The 17,358-nt window shown below is 64.6% G+C and carries 16 protein-coding genes; 3 read left to right on the forward strand and 13 right to left on the reverse strand.

Annotated elements, in window-relative coordinates; genetic code table 11:
- Positions 1-8: 8 nt before the first annotated feature.
- From chrA to SAS01S_RS04845, 6 genes are all read right to left on the reverse strand, one after another.
- A complete protein-coding gene (gene chrA, locus SAS01S_RS04820) occupies positions 9-1,412 on the reverse strand; it encodes a chromate efflux transporter (RefSeq protein ID WP_066805684.1) in 1,404 nt (467 codons plus the stop codon).
- Positions 1,409-2,257: a chromate resistance protein ChrB domain-containing protein gene (locus tag SAS01S_RS04825; RefSeq protein ID WP_066805687.1), complete on the reverse strand. Its 849-nt coding sequence runs from the start codon at positions 2,255-2,257 to the stop codon at positions 1,409-1,411. Before SAS01S_RS04825 ends, chrA begins: the two co-directional genes overlap by 4 nt.
- Positions 2,258-2,372: 115 nt before the next feature.
- A complete protein-coding gene (locus tag SAS01S_RS04830) occupies positions 2,373-2,993 on the reverse strand; it encodes a TetR/AcrR family transcriptional regulator (protein ID WP_066805690.1) in 621 nt (206 codons plus the stop codon).
- A gap of 36 nt (positions 2,994-3,029) precedes the next feature.
- On the reverse strand, positions 3,030-4,196 hold the full coding sequence (locus SAS01S_RS04835; protein WP_066805818.1) for an SO2930 family diheme c-type cytochrome: 1,167 nt from the start codon (positions 4,194-4,196) through the stop codon (positions 3,030-3,032).
- Positions 4,193-5,428, reverse strand: a complete 1,236-nt coding sequence (locus tag SAS01S_RS04840) for a parallel beta-helix domain-containing protein (protein WP_066805693.1) — start codon at positions 5,426-5,428, stop codon at positions 4,193-4,195. Before SAS01S_RS04840 ends, SAS01S_RS04835 begins: the two co-directional genes overlap by 4 nt.
- A gap of 17 nt (positions 5,429-5,445) precedes the next feature.
- Positions 5,446-7,887 (reverse strand): TonB-dependent receptor, encoded by a 2,442-nt coding sequence (locus SAS01S_RS04845; RefSeq protein WP_066805696.1) that lies wholly within the window; start codon positions 7,885-7,887, stop codon positions 5,446-5,448.
- 375 nt (positions 7,888-8,262) lie between these two features.
- On the opposite strand from SAS01S_RS04845, the gene SAS01S_RS04850 reads away from it, so the two are divergent.
- Positions 8,263-9,756: a serine hydrolase domain-containing protein gene (locus SAS01S_RS04850; RefSeq protein ID WP_169804899.1), complete on the forward strand. Its 1,494-nt coding sequence runs from the start codon at positions 8,263-8,265 to the stop codon at positions 9,754-9,756.
- 48 nt (positions 9,757-9,804) lie between these two features.
- Here the strand turns inward: SAS01S_RS04850 and SAS01S_RS04855 are convergent, their stop codons facing one another.
- The 3 genes from SAS01S_RS04855 to SAS01S_RS04865 all read right to left on the reverse strand — a co-directional run bounded on the left by SAS01S_RS04855 (position 9,805) and on the right by SAS01S_RS04865 (position 12,187).
- Positions 9,805-10,722, reverse strand: a complete 918-nt coding sequence (locus SAS01S_RS04855; RefSeq protein ID WP_084238524.1) for a GNAT family N-acetyltransferase — start codon at positions 10,720-10,722, stop codon at positions 9,805-9,807.
- Positions 10,719-11,672: a polysaccharide deacetylase family protein gene (locus SAS01S_RS04860; protein WP_245656746.1), complete on the reverse strand. Its 954-nt coding sequence runs from the start codon at positions 11,670-11,672 to the stop codon at positions 10,719-10,721. The genes SAS01S_RS04855 and SAS01S_RS04860 overlap by 4 nt, the downstream gene beginning before the upstream one ends.
- 86 nt (positions 11,673-11,758) lie before the next feature.
- Positions 11,759-12,187: an organic hydroperoxide resistance protein gene (locus tag SAS01S_RS04865; protein ID WP_066805706.1), complete on the reverse strand. Its 429-nt coding sequence runs from the start codon at positions 12,185-12,187 to the stop codon at positions 11,759-11,761.
- Between the two features lie 129 nt (positions 12,188-12,316).
- Between SAS01S_RS04865 and SAS01S_RS04870 the strand changes: the two genes are divergently transcribed.
- Entirely contained in the window at positions 12,317-12,748 is a 432-nt protein-coding gene (locus tag SAS01S_RS04870) for a MarR family winged helix-turn-helix transcriptional regulator (protein ID WP_066805709.1), read from the forward strand.
- 8 nt (positions 12,749-12,756) lie between these two features.
- On the opposite strand, the gene SAS01S_RS04875 is transcribed toward SAS01S_RS04870, so the two are convergent.
- Positions 12,757-13,593: a helix-turn-helix transcriptional regulator gene (locus SAS01S_RS04875; RefSeq protein ID WP_066805712.1), complete on the reverse strand. Its 837-nt coding sequence runs from the start codon at positions 13,591-13,593 to the stop codon at positions 12,757-12,759.
- A 100-nt stretch (positions 13,594-13,693) separates the two neighbouring features.
- Between SAS01S_RS04875 and SAS01S_RS04880 the strand changes: the two genes are divergently transcribed.
- Positions 13,694-14,599, forward strand: a complete 906-nt coding sequence (locus tag SAS01S_RS04880; RefSeq protein WP_066805715.1) for an SDR family oxidoreductase — start codon at positions 13,694-13,696, stop codon at positions 14,597-14,599.
- Between the two features lie 84 nt (positions 14,600-14,683).
- Here the strand turns inward: SAS01S_RS04880 and uvrC are convergent, their stop codons facing one another.
- The 3 genes from uvrC to SAS01S_RS04895 form a co-directional block, all read right to left on the reverse strand.
- Positions 14,684-16,603, reverse strand: a complete 1,920-nt coding sequence (gene uvrC / locus SAS01S_RS04885; RefSeq protein WP_066805718.1) for an excinuclease ABC subunit UvrC — start codon at positions 16,601-16,603, stop codon at positions 14,684-14,686.
- 44 nt (positions 16,604-16,647) lie between these two features.
- Positions 16,648-16,965: a hypothetical protein gene (locus tag SAS01S_RS04890; RefSeq protein WP_245656747.1), complete on the reverse strand. Its 318-nt coding sequence runs from the start codon at positions 16,963-16,965 to the stop codon at positions 16,648-16,650.
- 76 nt (positions 16,966-17,041) lie between these two features.
- A complete protein-coding gene (locus SAS01S_RS04895) occupies positions 17,042-17,341 on the reverse strand; it encodes a chorismate mutase (RefSeq protein WP_066805728.1) in 300 nt (99 codons plus the stop codon).
- Between the last annotated feature and the right edge of the window lie 17 nt (positions 17,342-17,358).

Here is a 17,358-nt window from a genome sequence, read left to right on the forward strand (position 1 = left end):
ATCGACGATCACCGGACGATCCCCGCGAGGTTGAGCGCAATGCCGATCGCGGATGCCCCTCCGAGGGTAGTGAAGATGCCGAGCTTCAGCCGGAACACCGCGAGGATCGCGAGGGCAGCGAGCGCCGCTGCCCAGGGATCGACGCTCGCGAAGACCGGCGCGTCGAAATGGACCGGCCCGGCGGTAACCGGCACCGTGGCGCGAAAGATCGTGTGGATCGCGAACCAGATCGCGAGGTTCAGGATGACGCCGACCACCGCCGCGGTAATCGCCGAGAGTGCGCCCGACAGCGCGACATTACCGCGCAGCCGCTCGATGAACGGAGCCCCGAGGAATATCCACAGGAAGCAGGGGATGAACGTCACCCAGGTCGCGAGCAGACCGCCGAGCGTGCCGGCAAGCAGCGGCGGGAGCATTCCGGGATGTCGATAGGCGCCCATGAAACCGACGAACTGGAGCACCATGATCAGCGGGCCCGGCGTCGTCTCCGCCATGCCCAGTCCGTCGAGCATCTCCTTGGCGGTCAGCCAGTGATAGCCGTCGACCGCTTGCTGCGCGACATAAGCGAGCACGGCATAAGCGCCGCCGAACGTGACGACAGCCATCGTCGAAAAGAATGTCGCGATCTTCGTGAAGACGTCGCTCGGTCCGAATAGCAGCAGCAAGGCGGCGACCGGCGCCAGCCACAGCACCAGCCAGATCGACGCTTGCCGCAACGACTGACCAAGCGTCGGATTGGCATGCGCCGGCAATTCCTCGCCCAGCAGCGTCTCCGCGTCGGGCACGATTGTTCCCTTGCTCGCGCCGTGGCCGCCGCCGACCAGAAAGGCGGCGATGCCGGCGCGGCTGCCAACATAGCCGATCAGTCCCGCGCCGAGCACGATCAGCGGAAATGGCATGTTGAAGAAGAAGATCAGGATGAAGGCGCTGCCTGCCAGCATTCGCATCGCATTGTTCTTGAGCGCCCGGCCGCCGATCCGCACCACCGCCTGCAGCACGACCGCGAGCACCGCGCATTTGAGACCGAAGAACAGCCCGGCGACCAGCCCGACATGGCCGTAAAGCACGTAGATCCAGCTCAGCGCCATGATCGCCACCACGCCGGGCAGTATGAACAGGCCACCGGCGACGATCCCGCCCTTCGTGCGGTGCATCAGCCAGCCGATATAGGTAGCGAGCTGCTGCGCCTCCGGGCCGGGCAGCAGCATGCAATAATTGAGCGCATGCAGGAATCGGTGCTCGCCGATCCAGCGTTTCTCCTCGACGAGGATGCGGTGCATGACCGCGATCTGTCCGGCCGGCCCGCCAAAGGACAAAGCGGCGATGCGCAGCCAGACCCAGAACGCCTCGCCGAGCGACACCGGCTCCGGGCGAATTGCGGGCGTCGCGGTATCGAGCGCGGCCGCGGTCATGCCGGGGCCTTTCCGCGCGAAACCTTGGACTGGTGCGACACCCAGTCGTGCGTCTCGTGCGTGGCGTCGCGGCACCAGCGAAACAGCGCGTCATAGACTAGCATTCCGGCCTCGAGCTGCGCCAGGTCATCGGAATACATGCGCGATAGGCCGAGCGAGATGGCGAGCAGCCCGGCGGCCTGCGGCACCAGCTCCGGACGCCCGGTATCGGCACCGCGCACAATCTCGGCCAGTCGCGCGAGGCCGGGCAGGCTTGGCAGATCGAACCGCTCGACCATCACGTCGAACGTGCAGCGCTCGCCATCATGGCTCCAGATCACGCCGTCGCCCTCGACATCGAACGGCGCCGCCCCGAAACGCTCGGCGACACCGGCGACTTCCGACGGGCTGACGAACAGGAACAATGCTTGCGGATCGACGAAGCGGCGGATCAGCCAGGGGCAGGCGATGCGATCGACCTTGGGACGGGCCCGCGTCACCCAGAGCGTGCGGCCCTGCCCGTCGCGCTTTGGCAACACCGCATCGGGGACCATCGGCAGCCCGGCGGTTGCCCAGCCAACTATGCCGCCGTCGAGGATTTCGGCGGCGTTTCCTTCATGCCGCAGCCATGCCGCGACCCCCTCGCTGAGCGCCTGTCCGTGTTGACCGGCAACCACGATGCTGCGCCCTGCGAATTCGCGCGCCCAGTCGGTGACGGCGGCGTGATCCCGCCGCAGCGCGCCGGGCAGATAGCGCGGGTCGGCGGCAAAGTCGTCGGCCGTGCGGACGTCGATAATCGCCGGACAATTCGGCGTGCCGATCAGGCGCGCAAGTTTGTCGGGGGTGATCGCATTGATGACGGGCATGGTGCGTCCTTCGAGACAATCGGGACGCGATACTTCGGCATGCCGCCTCGTGGGGAGATCGCCGACCCCATGACCGTATTGAGCAATGTCACCGTTCGATTGTCAATGACGAAGGTCAGGTCGCCAAGCCGCCTCGCATCATGTTGGCGACGGTACGGAACACGGCGTCGGCCAACACGCCCGGTTCTTCGTACAACATCTCGTCCGCGCCAAAGCCGAGTTCGACGGTAAGGCGGATATACAGCCACAGATACTCGCGGCTCATATGCGGAAGGTGCGGCGCATAGGCCTCGACCAGCTTGCCGGTGACATAACGGTGCGAGTCGATGCGGACATGGGCGAGCCGGGGCGAACCGTGGAGCGCGCGCAGTATCCACACCGCTCCCGGTTCGGCGCGCGTGATCGCCGCATTCTCCCGCAATAACTCCTCGATATTATCCTGCAGATCGTCGAGCCCCTTGCCGGCGTGGCGCGCGATCCACGCCTCGAGCACGGCGTTCTGGCGCTCCATCAATCGCAGCCCCAGCGCCTCCAGCACCGAATATTTGTCTTTGAAGTAGCGATACAGGGCGGGGGGCGTGAGGCCGGCGCGCGCGCAGATCAGATTGGTCGATATGCGTTCGATTCCGACTTCGGCTAGTAATTCCCCCGCCACGTCGAGCAGCAGCTCATAGGTTTGCTGCGCGCGCTCCTGTTTGGGGAGCGGGCGTGGACTATCGCTGGGAGCCGCGGTCACGTCAGGCCTTGATCGGTGGTGGCGCGATGGACCAGCTCATCGCGCTGCCTGTCCGGTTCCGTCATCCTCCGTGCATGCGCCTTTCAGGCTCAGGATATAGTCGTAGATCAACCTGACGCCTTCCTGATGCTCGATGTCGCGACCCAGCTCGGGCATCATGACGCCGGGATCGGTGCTGGCAAGGCGATAGGGCAGGATCGAGCGCTCGGGATGGCCGGGCACGACATCGAACGGCCGGTCTCCGGTGCCCCGCCCGGCCGCGACCGGCGGTTTGCACATACCTAGCAGGCGCGGGTCGATCGTCGCCGCGTCGAGCCATAGTCCCGAGGTGCGCGCGGCGCCGGTCGGGTTGTGGCAATGGCTGCAATTGATATCGAGATAGGCGCGCGCCCGAGCGACGACGCCGATCTTGAGGTCCTGCCAGTTGGCGTTGCGCGGCACGGCGCCGGCGGGCACGCCGGTCAGATAGCCCGTCGCGACCAGCCGCTTCAGTTGGTTGATCTCGCCGCCTTCGCCGGGAAAGTCGCGGTTGAGGTGGCGCGCTTTCAACCCGATCGGCTCGATCGCGCGCGTGCGGAAGTCCTGGACATGGCAGCCCGCGCATTGATTCTGGTTCGGCACGGAATAGTCGAACGATACCTTCTTTCCGCCCTCATCGAGCGTCAGCGCGATATCGGCGCCGGTTCGCGCCAGCGTCGCGTCGCGTCCGTCATTATCCCAGATATACGGCAAGGCGACCCAGCCGGTCGCGCGCCGGACCAGCAATCGAGTCTCGATCAGGCGGACATGGCGGAGGTCGAGGCCAGCGACGCCGGTCTGGTACGTCGCCGGCGTCATCTTGACGACAGTGTCGCTGGTCTGGGGATCGGTCGCGCCGGCCGGCGCGGTGTAATAGAAAGTCTTGGTGACGATCGTCCCGACCGGAAAGTCGAAGGCGGTATCCGGCCGATAGGCGGCATGAACCCCCTTGGGCATCCAGATCGTCCGCCATTTCTGGGCATAATCGCTGAACAGCGGCGTCTGCAGTTCGTAGGTCACCATCCCCTGGTGCGGAGCGATGCGGCCAGCGGCAATGGTGAACAGACCCCAGGCCGACAGCTTTTCCGGATTGTCGTCGGCGTGGAAGGTCACGGCCTGCGGCGCATGGCCGCAGGCCGCGAGCAGCAGCGCCGCGCAGAACGAAACGACGAGGCGAACGATCATGACTTGGTGCCGCTGTCCTTCGTCATCGCGTCGGGCAGCACGATCGCCGGCAGCCGGCTCGGCGGCGCGCAATTGCGCCCAGTATCGATCCGCGCACCGGCGAATTTGGACGGGCCATCGGCGTTGAGCGTCTTCGCCTCGCCATTCTGGACACAGATGCCCGGATCCTTGAGCTTCGGGTTGGTGAAGCCGTCCCACAAGACATCGGGCAGCCGCCCGCCATTCACCGCCTTGAGCGGGACGAGAGTCGGGTTGCCGGGATCTTCGCCCCCACCCGAAAAGCGGTTGCCGGTGACATAGATATTCTCCGGATAGGGGTCGTACGCCGCTGCGATGCCGCGCTTGGTATCGAACCCGGTCGAATAATAGCTGGAGATGAGGACGTTGGCGGTCTTGTTGTCCTTGATGTCGTTATCGAAAATCTCGACCTGGTCGTTGGAATTGACGATCACGCCCGATCCCGCCGGGACCGAGCTGACCGCGCTGCCCTTCGCGCCGAAATTGGCGTGATTGTTGGCGACAACCTGGTTCTTGAACACGCGGGTCTTGCTGCCCGGCACTGGCAAATTGGGCATGTTGAACACCAATATGCCGCCGGCATTGCCGGTGGCGGTGTTGCCATAGACGTCGGCGTTGTTCGAATTCTCGATCTCGATTCCGGCGACATTGCCCTCGGCGCGATTGTCGCGGACGATGATGTTGTTCGATTGCCCGACATAGATGCCGGCGTCGGATGCTCCCTTCACCACGCTGCCTTCGATCAGCACGTTGGTGACCTGCACCGGATAGAGGCCATAGGCGCCGTTCGAGGTCTTGCCGCCGCCGGTCCATTCGGCGCGAACCCTGCGGATCACGGTGTTCTTGACGCCGTTGATCTTGAGCGCGTCGCCCTTGGTATCCTCGAACGCCAGGTCCTCGATCGTGAAGTCGTTGCCGGTGACCAGCATGCCTTCGGCGCCCGAACTCTGTCTGGCGAAGGACAGGATGGTCTTGCCCATCCCCGCGCCGCGGATGGTGACGCCGTCCACCGTCAGGCTGAGGCTGCGGCTCAGCGCATATTTGCCCGCGGGCACATCGATCACGCTGCCTGGTTTGGCGTCGAGCAGCTTCTGTTGCAGGTTCTTCTCGAAATCGGGATCGACGGTGAAGCCCTGTTGGTCGACTTTCGGTCCGCAGCCGCTGACGAGCGCAAGCATCGCGGCGCAGCCGACGAGCGCAATTCCTTTGGTCATCCTTCTCTCCCGTTCGATCAGAATTTTAGTCCGAGCTCGATGCCGTAAAAGCCGGGCTGGTCACGCCGGACATAGGGCGTCTGGAACGTGTCCGCGGTTATCGTATTCAAGGTGCGCAGATATTTCTCGTTGAGCAGGTTCTCGGCGAACAGCGCGATCGAATAACGCTCGCCGGGAGAGCGCCAGCCGATCTTGGCGTTGATAATGTTGCGCGGCGCCCACAGCTTGTCGATCTTCGACAAATCCACGCCGGCGCCGTGGTCCGCGACGGGGGTGGCGATGAAGGCGTTGATCGCGCGCGCCGCGTCGTTGAGCCGTTGGCGCGAAGTATAGCTGTAGCTGGCATCGCCGAAGATCGTGCCGTTGCCGGTGTCGTGCTTGTAGTGCAGCCCGATTATACCGCGAAACACCGGCTCACCCGTGGGTTGGCCGGAAATGTCGATGCCCTGCTCGACCCGCTTCACCCATTTGGACTCGATCAGTCCGGCGGTGCCGGTGATCGAGAAATCGCGCGAGACCACGAACTGCGTGTCGAGATCGAGGCCGTACGCCTCGGAGTCGCCCGACAACGTGATATATTGCGGCACCGCACCCCCGGTATTCTCCAGGCTGAGCGCCTGGCGATTGCTGTATTTGAAATAATAGCCCGAGAGGTTGAACCGCACATGGCGGTCGAACAGTTCGGACTTGATGCCGCCTTCGAAATTCCAGACCTTTTCCGGTTCGAAGAAGGAATTGACCTGGACCGAGTTGAACCCGCCGGCCTTGTAGCCGCGCGAGGCCGAGGCATAGAGATGGACGTCGGGAGTCGCATCATATTGCACGACGAAGCGCGGTGAGACGTCGTTGAAGGCTGCCCGTCGCGTGAACTGCACGCCTTCCAGCGCGCCTTCGTCGAAAATCAGGCCGTTCGGACCGATGGTCGCGCCGAAGAAGTCGGACGCACTGAACATGACGTCATCGGGAAAGGCCGGCACGCCGAGGATCGCATTGTAGAGCGCGCCAGGCGCCTTGATCGCATCGAGCCCAGGTGCGGAGAACGGGCCGTTGAACCAGCTGAATTTCTTCAGATCGTGCGTATAGCGAATGCCGGCGGTCAGGCTCAATCGCGGCGTCACCTTGAAGGTCGCGTCGCCAAACACCGCATAGCTGTCGTTGGCCGCGCGGTTGCTCATCGTCTCCTGAAAGGTGTTGCCGAAGACCGGCAAGCCAACGCTGTCGAGGATCGAGAAGATCGGGAACTGCCCGGCGGTCGCGTCGCTGATCAGCCGGTTCACCGAATCGGTCAGCGCCGTCACGATGCTCTGCTGGCGGCCGCGCTCGTGATAATAGCTGGCTCCGGCAATCGCGCTGATCCGATCGCTTTCATAGCCCAGCCGCACTTCCTGATAGAGGCTGGAATTCCGCTCGGCATTCTCGGTGTCGAGATAGCGGGTGGGATCGTTGGTCCCATCCTCATCTTCGCGATTGTGCGTCTCGAAATGCTTGAACGAGCTGATGCTGGTCAAGGTGAACGCGCCCATCCGCTGGGTCGCGGTCAACGAGACTCCGTTGAGGAGGCGGGTTTCCTTGTTGCCGATCACGTCGTTTGCGAACGGGCCAAACGGATCCTTGCTGAGCGCAAAGGCACTGATCCCGACCGCGGCCGGGCCGTCCTTGTTGGTATCGTCGTGATCATAAGCGAGGACGAAATCGGTATTGGCGCTCGGCGCCCAGCGCAGCGCTATCCGTCCCGAACTGCTATTCTCGCGCTCGCGATCGTCGTGGGTGATCGCGTCCTTCATAAAGCCATTGCGGCGATTGATGACGCCGTCGACGCGCAAATACAGAGTGTCGGTGATCGGCACGTTGCCCATCACGTCGAGCTTGGTCTTGGCATAATTGCCGAACTGCGCCGTGGCCGTCATTTCCGGATCGGGCGACGGTTTGTTGGTGATGATCGAGATCGCGCCGGCGGAGGTGTTGCGGCCGAACAGCGTCCCCTGCGGCCCCTTCAGCACCTCGACCCGATTGATGTCGTTGAAGAAGATCAGCGACGATCCCGAGCGGCCGGAATAGATACCGTCGATGAAAATGCCGACCGACGGGTCGGTCCCGATCCCGAAATCGTCGGTAGACACCCCGCGAATGGTGAAGCTGGGCTGAGTCACCGACGAATCGTTGATCGTCAGACCCGGCGTGAAATTGTCGAGATCGCCGATCGATTCGGCGCTGAGCGCCTTGATATTGGCGGCACTGAACGCGGCAACGCTGATCGGCACTGTTTGGAGCGACTGTTCGCGGCGCTGGGCAGTGATGATGATGTCGCCCAATTGACCCGAATTGTCGGCGGCTGCGGCCGGGGGCGTCTGCGCCTGAGCAGGGTCCGGTTGCGGCGCTGGGGCGGTCTGCGCGCCCGCCGCCATCGACCACAACATCGCAGTTCCCGCCAGCAGACCTCTTTCGATCACGCTCTTCATGGGCTGTCCTCCCGCTATTTTCGCCGATTGGAGGTCATAATAAAATGATAGTCAAGGCTATATTATGCGGACTTCACGGTCTGTATTTGGGAAGCTCTGCTTTCGGAGGCAGTGCGGGGATCAATGCGCGTAGCGATCATGCCGAAAGGACCACTGACCTCGAATGCCTCGATTGACTTGTAAATCTACATATGTTGTATTTCGCATATGACTATCGGTCGCTGCCGTTTTCGAAATTTGCGTTTCAGCGCGGGACGTGACCCCGGTCGTTAGTCGCCTGGCGGTGAGCAACCGCGCCTTGTGCTGGGGACGGTGACGCACGCCCGTTGCGCGACGGCGCTGGCCTTGTCCGATCGATCAATAAGGGAAAAGATGATGCGCAAGAAGCACAGGCTCATATTGCTCGGCTCGGTCGTGATTGCGGCGCTCGCCAGTCCCGCTGCCGCGCAACCGGACCGCTGCCCCGCCCCGGCCGAGGCGGCAGGCGGACCAAGCAACGTCCATACCCGCAACGTAGAGGTCAATTTGCGACCGCCGGTCATCAAGCCGGACGACAAGCCGTTCAGCCTGGCCGAAGAGATGCGCCGGTACGACGTGCCCGGAATCAGCATCGCGGTGATTCATGACGGCAAGCTCGCCTGGGCGCGTGGCTGGGGTTTTCGCGATGTTGCTAGCTGTGCGCCGGTGACGCCGGAGACCGCCTTCCAGGCCGCGTCGATCAGCAAGGTCGCGACGGCGATGCTGGCGCTGCGGCTGGTCGAGCAGGGCAAGATCGGGCTGGATCAGGACATCAATAACGGGCTTCGCTCGTGGCAATTGCCAAAGGATCCGAAGCTGGCGCCCAATGGTGTCACCCTCCGCGAGTTGCTGAGTCACACAGGCGGACTCGGGGTTCATGGTTTCGCCGGTTATTTGCCGGGCGCGCCGCTGCCGACCCCAGTCCAGATCCTGGACGGCGCGCCGCCAAGCAACAGCGCGCCGGTGCGCAGCGTGCTTCCGGTCGGCGGACAATATCAATATTCCGGCGGCGGTTACGTTCTGACGCAAGTCGCCCTCTCCGATGCGAGCGGGATTCCCTTCGCCGAACTGGCCGAGCGTGAGCTGTTAGGCCCGCTTGGCATGACGCGCAGCGCCTATGCGCAGCCGCCTTCCGCAACGATCCGCGCCGACATGGCATTCGGTCACGCCAATGGCGTGCCGATCCCCGGCAACTATCATGTCTACCCCGAACAGGGGCCGGCAGGATTGTGGACCAGCGCGAGCGACCTCGCGCGATTGCTGATGGACATTCAAGCCTCCGCCGCAGGAAAAAAGGGCCACCGCCTTTCGCCAGCCATGACGCGCGAGATGCTGACGCCGGTCAAAGACAATTGGGGGCTCGGAACCGCGCTCTACACGACCGGCGCCGCGCGATTTGGCCATGACGGCGTGAACGAAGGCTTCCAGTCCTTCATGATTGCCTATGTCGGCAAAGGCGAAGGCATCGTCGCGCTGACCAATGGTGGCCAGGGCCGGCGGCTGATGGACGAAGTCGTTCGCGCCGTCGCAACCGATTATGGCTGGACGGACATTGCGGCGCCGGCGACCGGGGAGAAGATGCTGTCGCTCGCAGAGCTCTCCAAAGCTGCTGGGTATTTCGAGGGCACCGGGCTCTCGGTCGTTCTGGAAGCGAGGCCGGAGGGACTGTTTGCGTATACCGGCGGCCCCACCCCCGAACGTCTGATCGCACTGTCCAGTACGCGCTTCCTGTCCACAGCCATAGGCGCCACGATCGAGTTCGCTCCCGATTATTCGAGCTTCACCATCGTCGAAGGCGGCCCACCGATGAAACTGGTGCGCTCAAAGGCAACGCCGCCCGCCACGAAATGAGGCGGATCGCAAAGGAGAATAGTTGGCTCAGCGGAGCCCCATGTCCGCTCAGGCGCGGCGGACCTTCTTCGCCAAGTCCTGCAGCCCCAGCCGCTCCACGCTCGTCTTGCCCAGCGCCATGGTACCGTCGAACCCCGCCAGCGCGGCGACGGCGAGGCAATTGGCCAGGGTCGGTCGCAGCAACAGCAGGTCGCAGCAATCGACGCCGCCGGTGGCGAACTGGCGCTTGTGCTGGCCGTCGCCCTCGGTGAAATCGAAGCGGCGGCAGGCGGAATCGGCGAACAGGTCGCGCAACGCCTCGACCTGAAGCACGGCGCCGACCGAGAGATCGCCGAACCGCGGATCATGGCCGACAAATTCGTAGATGACGGTGCCGTCATGGACGGGACAATAGAGATAGGCGGCCGGCTCGCCGCCAACGTACAATAGCCAGGCGCGGACATTGTCCTCCGCCGCCATGACATACATGCGCTGGAGGAAATCGGGCGTGTCCGGCAGACCCGCGCCCATCAGCTTTTCCTGATAGGTGGCGAGCGCGAGGCGGCGGGCGACTTCGTGGAACTCGCGCAATTCGGCGGGGGTCGCGTAGCGGCGGACGTCGAGCTTACCGTCCGAGGCGGCGGCGACTTTCTTCGCCTTGCGCTTGATCCCCGAGCGCGTGTTCGATGACAGGCGATCGAGATAGGCTTGGAACCCGATCGTCAGATCGGCGTAGCGGCGCGTGTAGCGCTGCCGCATGAAGGCGATCGCCGGGCTGGCCGCGTAGGCTAGCGCATGGCGATGATGCTCTGCGAGCGAAGTGACGAGATAGCCGTCGGCAGCCGGATCGAGCGCCGGCAGATCGGGCAGGTCGCCATCGAGCGCGTCGTCGAGGCTGAGCGGCACGCGGACGAGATCACGGCGGATCGCGCCGAGCGTGCGCGCCCCGATCTGGAATTTGAGCGGCAGCGGGCGCGCAGTGGTCACGCCGCGCGTTCCTCGACCAGGTTGGACCAGAGCTGCTCGGCCTGGCGCCAGCGCGTGCGCAGCATGTTGGGCGCGAGCGGCGTCGCCTGGCTCGCGCTGGCGAAGTCGGGCAAGTCGCGGAACCAGGTGGTCGGCAAGGTCGATCGCGCATCGGCCAGCATCGCGCAGAGCCCCTCGAACCGCGCGACATGGACTCCGTTGGCGCGCGTGCCGGCGCGATTGGCGAGTTCGAAGCCGTGGCTGACGACGGTCACCGCCTCATGCTCCTCGGCCACCGCATGATCGAGCGCGGCGCGCATCTCGCCCTGCGACAGCGCGCAGATCTGGAAATGGCGAAGGTTGCCCGGCACGTCCTCGATCACCGTCACCGGCACTTCGGTCACGCCATTATGCGCGACGGGCGCGATCTGGCGTTGCGGCAAGCCGATCTGGCTGGGCCAGGGCGCGTCGGCGCCGTTGTGGCTGCTGTCGTAGCGGAAGCCGAGTTCGGCGAGCGCGACCAGCGTGCCATCATTGGCGGCGTAGCTGCCGGCGCGGAACGCGACGGGGTCCGACGCACCGCACGCCTTGAGCAGATCCCGCGCGCCCACGATCAGCGCACGCTGTTCGTCGAGACTATAGTCGATCAGCTCGAACCGACCCGAGCTCTTGCCGGCGTCGTCCGCCTTCGCGCCCGCCCAATTGGGGTGCATGTGGAGCTGGACCTCCTGCCCCGCCGCCAGGATCGTTTCGACCACCGGGCGGATCGCGTCGAGCCCGAACACCATGGTCGGCATGGGATCGACGAAGAACGTGCCCTTGAGGCCGTGGCGGCCAAGCATGTCGAGCTGATAGCGGATACCGACTCCCGCCGGCTCGAGCGAGCGCTCGATCTGGGTCGCAAGATCGCAGCCGGCCGCGTGATGGCGCCACATCAGCTCGGTGTCGATGGTGAGAAAGACAGCTGTCACGCCGTCGGGGATTAGCGGCAGACGGTGAAGATTTTGCCAATCCCGCCGCAATGGCCCCGGCGGGGTAAGCCGGGGCCGATGGCAGGTCAGGCGTGCTCGACGACCGAAAGCCGGACGGCGAGATTACCGCGGGTCGCTTCCGAATAGGGGCAGACGATGTGCGCGGCGTCGACCAATTCCTGCGCGGTCGCGGCGTCGATTCCCGGCAGGTCGACCGCGAGCGCCACATCGAGCCCGAAGCCGCGGCCGTCGTCGCGCTTGCCAATCCCGACACTGGCAGTGACGGTCGCCTCATCGGCAATGCGGATCTTGCGCTGCCCGGCGACGAAACGCACCGCGCCGAGGAAGCAGGCGGCATAGCCGACGCCGAACAATTGCTCGGGGTTGGTGCCGCCGCCGGCGCCGCCGAGTTCCTTGGCGGTCTGCAGCTCGACATCGAGCAAGCCGTCTTCGCTGCGGCCATGACCCGTGCGGCCGCCGGTGACGGTGGCGCTGGTGCGATAGAGAATGTCCATTGTCCTGATCCTTATATATATCGCGATAACTGTTATCGCGAGTTGCCAAATAGGTCGGGCAGCTCTCTTGTCAAGACAAAACTTATCGCGATATATATCGTAACCAGATTTTAGCGCCGGATGTGACCGATGGATGTGATGAAACTCGACGACCAGCTCTGCTACGCGCTCTATTCCGCGAGCATGGCAGTGCAGCGCGCATACAAGCCGCTGCTCGATCAGATGGGAATCACTTATCCGCAATTCCTGGTGCTCAACTTGCTCTGGCACGACGGGCAGCAGAATGTCGGCGGATTGGCGGAGAAGCTCGCGCTCGAGTCGAGCACGCTGACCCCGTTGCTCAAGCGGCTGGAGGTGGCCGGGCTGGTGACGCGGACGCGCAACCCGAGGAACGAGCGCGAAGTGCTGATCGAGACGACACCAAAGGGCGAGAAACTGAAGTCGGAAGCCGGGTGCCTGGCCGAGCGGCTGGTCGAGGCGTCGGGCGCGCCGGTCTCCGGGATCATCGACCTGAACAAGCGCGTGAAGGATTTTCGCGACCGGGTTTATGCCGGACTGTGATGCCCTAGCTACCGATCGCTCGATTGAGCGGCCATGAGCGATCGGATGCGGTCCGCACCCTCGGACGTGACGGGATTGTAGACGATCATCCCCAGGTCGGGGCGCCCGTCCACCGCGAAGATCGAGAATTCCAGTTCGATCAGCCCGATTTTGGGGTGACGGATGCGCTTCACCCCCTCCCCGTGACCGACGACGTCATTAGCCCGCCACAAGGCCGCGAATTGGGGGCTCGTCTGCGACAGCTCGTCGACCAGCTCCGCGATCTCCGCGCGCGCGCCGGCCCTTGTAGCCTCCGCACGGAACGACGCCACCACGAACCGCGCGACGCTCAGCCAATCGTCCTGGGCCGCCTGCACCCGTTCATCGGAAAACATCATCCGCAGGATATTGCGCTGATCCGGGGGCAGCTTGGCATAATCGGTGAGCAACGCCGCCGCCGCGTCGTTCCACGCCACCACGTCCCACGTCGCGGTCTTGATCAGCGTAGGGCTGGGCGACAAGGCGTCGAGCACGCGCTGCAGCCGCGGCGTCACGCCCTCCGCGCCTCGGTATCGCGCCTCGGGCGGGCGGCCCAGGCCGAGAATGAACAGATGCTCGCGCTCGGGCTCGGTCAGCATCAATCCGGCGGCGATGCGGTTGAGCACGTCGGCGGACGGCGCGCCGCCCCTGCCCTGTTCGAGCCAAGTGTACCATGTCGGGCTGATATTGGCGCGCTGCGCGACTTCCTCACGACGTAGGCCGGGGGTGCGGCGGCGGCCTCCACCGAATCCGAACGCCGCCGGATCGAGCCGGGTACGGCGATCGCGCAGGAAGGTGCCGAGCGGATTGGCGGGTTCGGCGGGCATGGGTGATCCTGTTGATGATTATACCATGATAAGGTCACTACTTTTACAGGATGGAGGATAAACCGACATAGCCCATCGAACAATATCGAAAGGCTGTTCCATGCGTGTCTTCCTCACTGGCGCCACCGGCTTCATCGGCTCCCGCATCGTCCCCGAGCTGCTCGCGGCGGGACATGAGGTGCTCGGCCTGACGCGATCCGATGCCGGCGCCCGCGCGCTCGAAGCGGTCGGGGCGCAGGTCCATCGCGGCGATCTGGAGGAGCCCGACACACTCCGTGCCGGCGCGGACCAGGCCGATGCCGTGATCCACACCGCGTTCGATCACGATTTCACCAACTTCGTGGCGAATTGCGACAAGGACCGCCGCGTCATCGAGGCGATGGGCGCGGCACTCAAGGGATCGAACCGCCCGCTACTTATCACCTCGGGCACCGGCATCGGCAATCCGGATTCGGGCGGGCCGGCGACCGAGGACGTGCTGAACCGCAACCACCCCAACCCGCGCGCGGCGTCGGAACTGGCGGGTCAGGCATTGCTCGACGCGGGCGTGAACATCGTCTCGATGCGCCTGCCGCAGGTCCATGACACCGAGAAACAAGGCCTGGTTTCGCCCTTCATCGACCTTTCGAAGGCGAAGGGCGTTGTCGCCTATATCGGCGAGGGTACCAACCGTTGGCCCGCAGCGCATGTGCTCGACGTCGCGAAGTTGTACGTCCTCGCGGTCGAGCGGTCGGCGCCCGGCGCGCGCTATCACGCCGTGGCCGAAGAGGGCGTCCCGGTCCGCGACATCGCCAAAGTGGTTGGTGCGGGGCTGGACCTACCCGTCGTTTCGCTGACTCCCGAAGAAGCTCCGGCGCATTTCGGCTGGCTGGCAATGTTCGCCGGACTCGATCTTCCCGCGTCCAGCGCCAAGACGCGTGAGCTGCTCGGGTGGAATCCCACCGAGCCCGGGCTGATAGAGGACCTGAAGCGAATGGATTATTCGCGAGTTACGTCAGTCGCCTGAAGCCAAGCGGAGCTCATCGTTCAACGCCACGTGCGCGCGGCACCCAGAAGGCTCCCCTCCTTACAGGAACGGGAGCCTTCTGGGTTACCGCGAATGGTAGAAGTCATAGACCTGTTGCGCGACCGCGGCCGACACGCCGGGCGCCTTCTTGAGGTCGTCAAGACTCGCCCCCCGCACCGAGCGCGCGGTGCCGAAATGCATCAGCAGCGCCTTCTTTCGCGCGGGGCCGATACCCGGAACCTCGTCGAGCGGTGATGCGCCGATCGCCTTGGCGCGTTTGGCGCGGTGGGCGCCGATCGCGAAACGGTGGACCTCATCGCGCAGACGCTGGAGGTAAAACAGGACCGGCGAATTGACCGGCAAGGTCAGCTCGCGGCCATCCATCAGGTGGAACACTTCGCGCCCCTCACGGCCGTGATGCGGCCCTTTGGCCACGCCGACCAGGCAGACGTCTTCGATCCCCATGTCCTCGAGCACGCCCTTGGCCGCGTTGAGCTGGCCGCGGCCGCCGTCGATCAGTACGAGGTCGGGCCAGTCGCCGGCGTCGCGATCGGGATCCTCCGCCTGCGCGCGGGCGAAGCGGCGGCCGAACACCTCGCGCATCATCGCGAAATCGTCGTCGGTCGCCGCCTGCTTGATGTTGAACTTGCGATACTGGCCCTTGCGGAAGCCCTCCGGCCCCGCGACGACCATCGCGCCGAGCGCGTTGGTGCCCTGAATGTGGCTGTTGTCGTAGATTTCGATGCGGTTGGGCGGCTCGGCCAGCTCGAACAGGTCCGCGACCTCGCGCAGCAATTTCGCCTGCGTCGTCGATTCCGCCAGCCGCCGGTCGAGCGCCTCCACCGCGTTGCGCTTGGCCTGTTCCATCAGCCGGCGGCGGTCGCCGCGCTGCGGCACCGACAAGGCGACCTTGTACCCCGCGCGCTCGGCCAGTGCCTCGCTCAACAGCGCGCCTTCGATCAACTCGCGGTCGAGCAGCACGTTTCTTGCTGGGGGGACCTCCTCATAGAATTGGGTGAGGAAGCTGGTGAGCACCTCGTCTTCGGGCACTTCGTTGGTGTGCGCCGGGAAGAAACTGCGATGTCCCCAATTCTGTCCGCCGCGGATGAAGAAGGCCTGGATGCCCATCACCCCGTCTCGGCAGGCGAGCGCGAACACATCGGCGTCCCCGACCCCTTCGGCGTTGATCGCCTGCGTGCCCTGGATGAAGGTCAGCGCCTTCAACCGGTCGCGCAGCACGGCGGCGAGCTCGAAGTCCATCGCCTCTGCGGCAGCCGTCATCTGCGCGCCGAGCTTGGTCTGCACCTTGGTCGATTTGCCCGCCAGGAAGTCCTTCGCGTCGCCGACCAGCTCGGCATAATCCTCGACCCCGATCCGCCCGACGCACGGCGCCGAGCAGCGCTTGATCTGGTAGAGCAGGCACGGCCGGTCGCGGGTCTTGAAGAAGCCGTCAGTGCAGGAGCGCAGCAGGAACAGTTTTTGCAGTGCGTTGAGCGTGTTGTTGACCGATCCCGCGCTCGCGAAGGGGCCATAATAATTGCCTTTGGCGCGGCGCGCTCCGCGATGCTTCTGGATGCGCGGGAAATCGTGATCGGCGCGCAACAAGATGAACGGGAAGCTTTTGTCGTCGCGCAGCAGCACGTTGTAGGCAGGGCGGAAGCGCTTGATCAGCTGCGCCTCGAGCAACAGCGCCTCGGCCTCGTTATTGGTCGTGACGATCGTCATCGACCGCGTCTGCGCGACCATCCGCTGGAGCCGCTTGGGCAGGCGGTCGACCTGAGTGTAATTGGTAACGCGGTTCTTGAGCGCCCGCGCCTTGCCGACATAGAGCACGTCGCCGCGCGCATCCTGCATGCGATAGACGCCGGGCCGCGCCGGCAAGGTCTTCAGCACATTGCGGATCGCCGCCACACCCGCGGCGAGATCGGGCACCTCCCCACCGCCGCGGACGGTGTAGGTGGCTTTGTCTTCGTTGAATCGGGTCGGGGAATTGGGGTCGGACATGCCCGGCGAATCTAGGGACTCGCCGGGCCTGAGGCTACCCCGTGTTACTTGATCGCAGCGAGGTCGGTGGCGATCTTCTTGAGCACGTCGTCGGTGATCTTGCCGCCCGACATCGGCGCGACCTGGTTCAGGCTCATCGATTTGAAGCTGTCATAGGCCGGGTGCTGCGCGACATCCATGCCGAGGTCGGCGGTGAGCACTTCCTTGGCCTTGGCGTCGGCTTCGATCGTCTCGATCGGGGTGTCGAGGGTGAACTTGCCGGCGGCGGCCGGAGCAGCGGCGGCGGGCGCGACCGGCGCGGGCGCGGCGGTAGGAGCCGGCGCGGTCTGGCCGGCGAGCAGGGCGATAGCGATCAGCGACATCATGTTTTCATTCTCCCCTAAAGAGCGTGGCCGGTGTGGCGGCGATTGGCGTCGGAATTATGGCAGCACTCTGCCATCAGGCGCGATGTTGATCCCAGCGATCGAATTCGTAGGCGATCGAGCCTTCGACCAGCCGTTCCCACAGCTCGCCGACAAGCTGAGGCGGTACGCCCGCGGCTTGGGCGGCGGCTTTGGCATTGGCGATGACTTGCGCCTTGCGCTCTTCGTCGCGGACCGTGCCGCGATCCTGCTTGATCCGCGCCGCGGCGGTCATGAATCGGAACCGGATCGCCAGCAGATCGACGATCTGACAGTCCACCGCATCGACGCCGGCACGTACGTCTGTCATCGTCTGGCAGTCTTCGGGGAGGATCATGACGCGTCCCTAAGCCG

Source organism: Sphingomonas asaccharolytica NBRC 15499 (assembly GCF_001598355.1).
GTDB lineage: Bacteria > Pseudomonadota > Alphaproteobacteria > Sphingomonadales > Sphingomonadaceae > Sphingomonas > Sphingomonas asaccharolytica.

What these genes read in the sequence shown, in the direction of transcription:
- chrA (WP_066805684.1), bottom strand. Translation starts at nt 1,412, where the DNA reads ATGACCGCGGCCGCGCTCGATACCGCGACGCCCGCAATTCGCCCGGAG.
- SAS01S_RS04825 (WP_066805687.1), bottom strand. Translation starts at nt 2,257, where the DNA reads ATGCCCGTCATCAATGCGATCACCCCCGACAAACTTGCGCGCCTGATC.
- SAS01S_RS04835 (WP_066805818.1), bottom strand. Translation starts at nt 4,196, where the DNA reads ATGATCGTTCGCCTCGTCGTTTCGTTCTGCGCGGCGCTGCTGCTCGCG.
- SAS01S_RS04840 (WP_066805693.1), bottom strand. Translation starts at nt 5,428, where the DNA reads ATGACCAAAGGAATTGCGCTCGTCGGCTGCGCCGCGATGCTTGCGCTC.
- SAS01S_RS04845 (WP_066805696.1), bottom strand. Translation starts at nt 7,887, where the DNA reads ATGAAGAGCGTGATCGAAAGAGGTCTGCTGGCGGGAACTGCGATGTTG.
- SAS01S_RS04850 (WP_169804899.1), top strand. Translation starts at nt 8,263, where the DNA reads ATGCGCAAGAAGCACAGGCTCATATTGCTCGGCTCGGTCGTGATTGCG.
- SAS01S_RS04865 (WP_066805706.1), bottom strand. Translation starts at nt 12,187, where the DNA reads ATGGACATTCTCTATCGCACCAGCGCCACCGTCACCGGCGGCCGCACG.
- SAS01S_RS04870 (WP_066805709.1), top strand. Translation starts at nt 12,317, where the DNA reads ATGGATGTGATGAAACTCGACGACCAGCTCTGCTACGCGCTCTATTCC.
- SAS01S_RS04875 (WP_066805712.1), bottom strand. Translation starts at nt 13,593, where the DNA reads ATGCCCGCCGAACCCGCCAATCCGCTCGGCACCTTCCTGCGCGATCGC.
- SAS01S_RS04880 (WP_066805715.1), top strand. Translation starts at nt 13,694, where the DNA reads ATGCGTGTCTTCCTCACTGGCGCCACCGGCTTCATCGGCTCCCGCATC.
- uvrC (WP_066805718.1), bottom strand. Translation starts at nt 16,603, where the DNA reads ATGTCCGACCCCAATTCCCCGACCCGATTCAACGAAGACAAAGCCACC.
- SAS01S_RS04890 (WP_245656747.1), bottom strand. Translation starts at nt 16,965, where the DNA reads ATGTCGCTGATCGCTATCGCCCTGCTCGCCGGCCAGACCGCGCCGGCT.
- SAS01S_RS04895 (WP_066805728.1), bottom strand. Translation starts at nt 17,341, where the DNA reads ATGATCCTCCCCGAAGACTGCCAGACGATGACAGACGTACGTGCCGGC.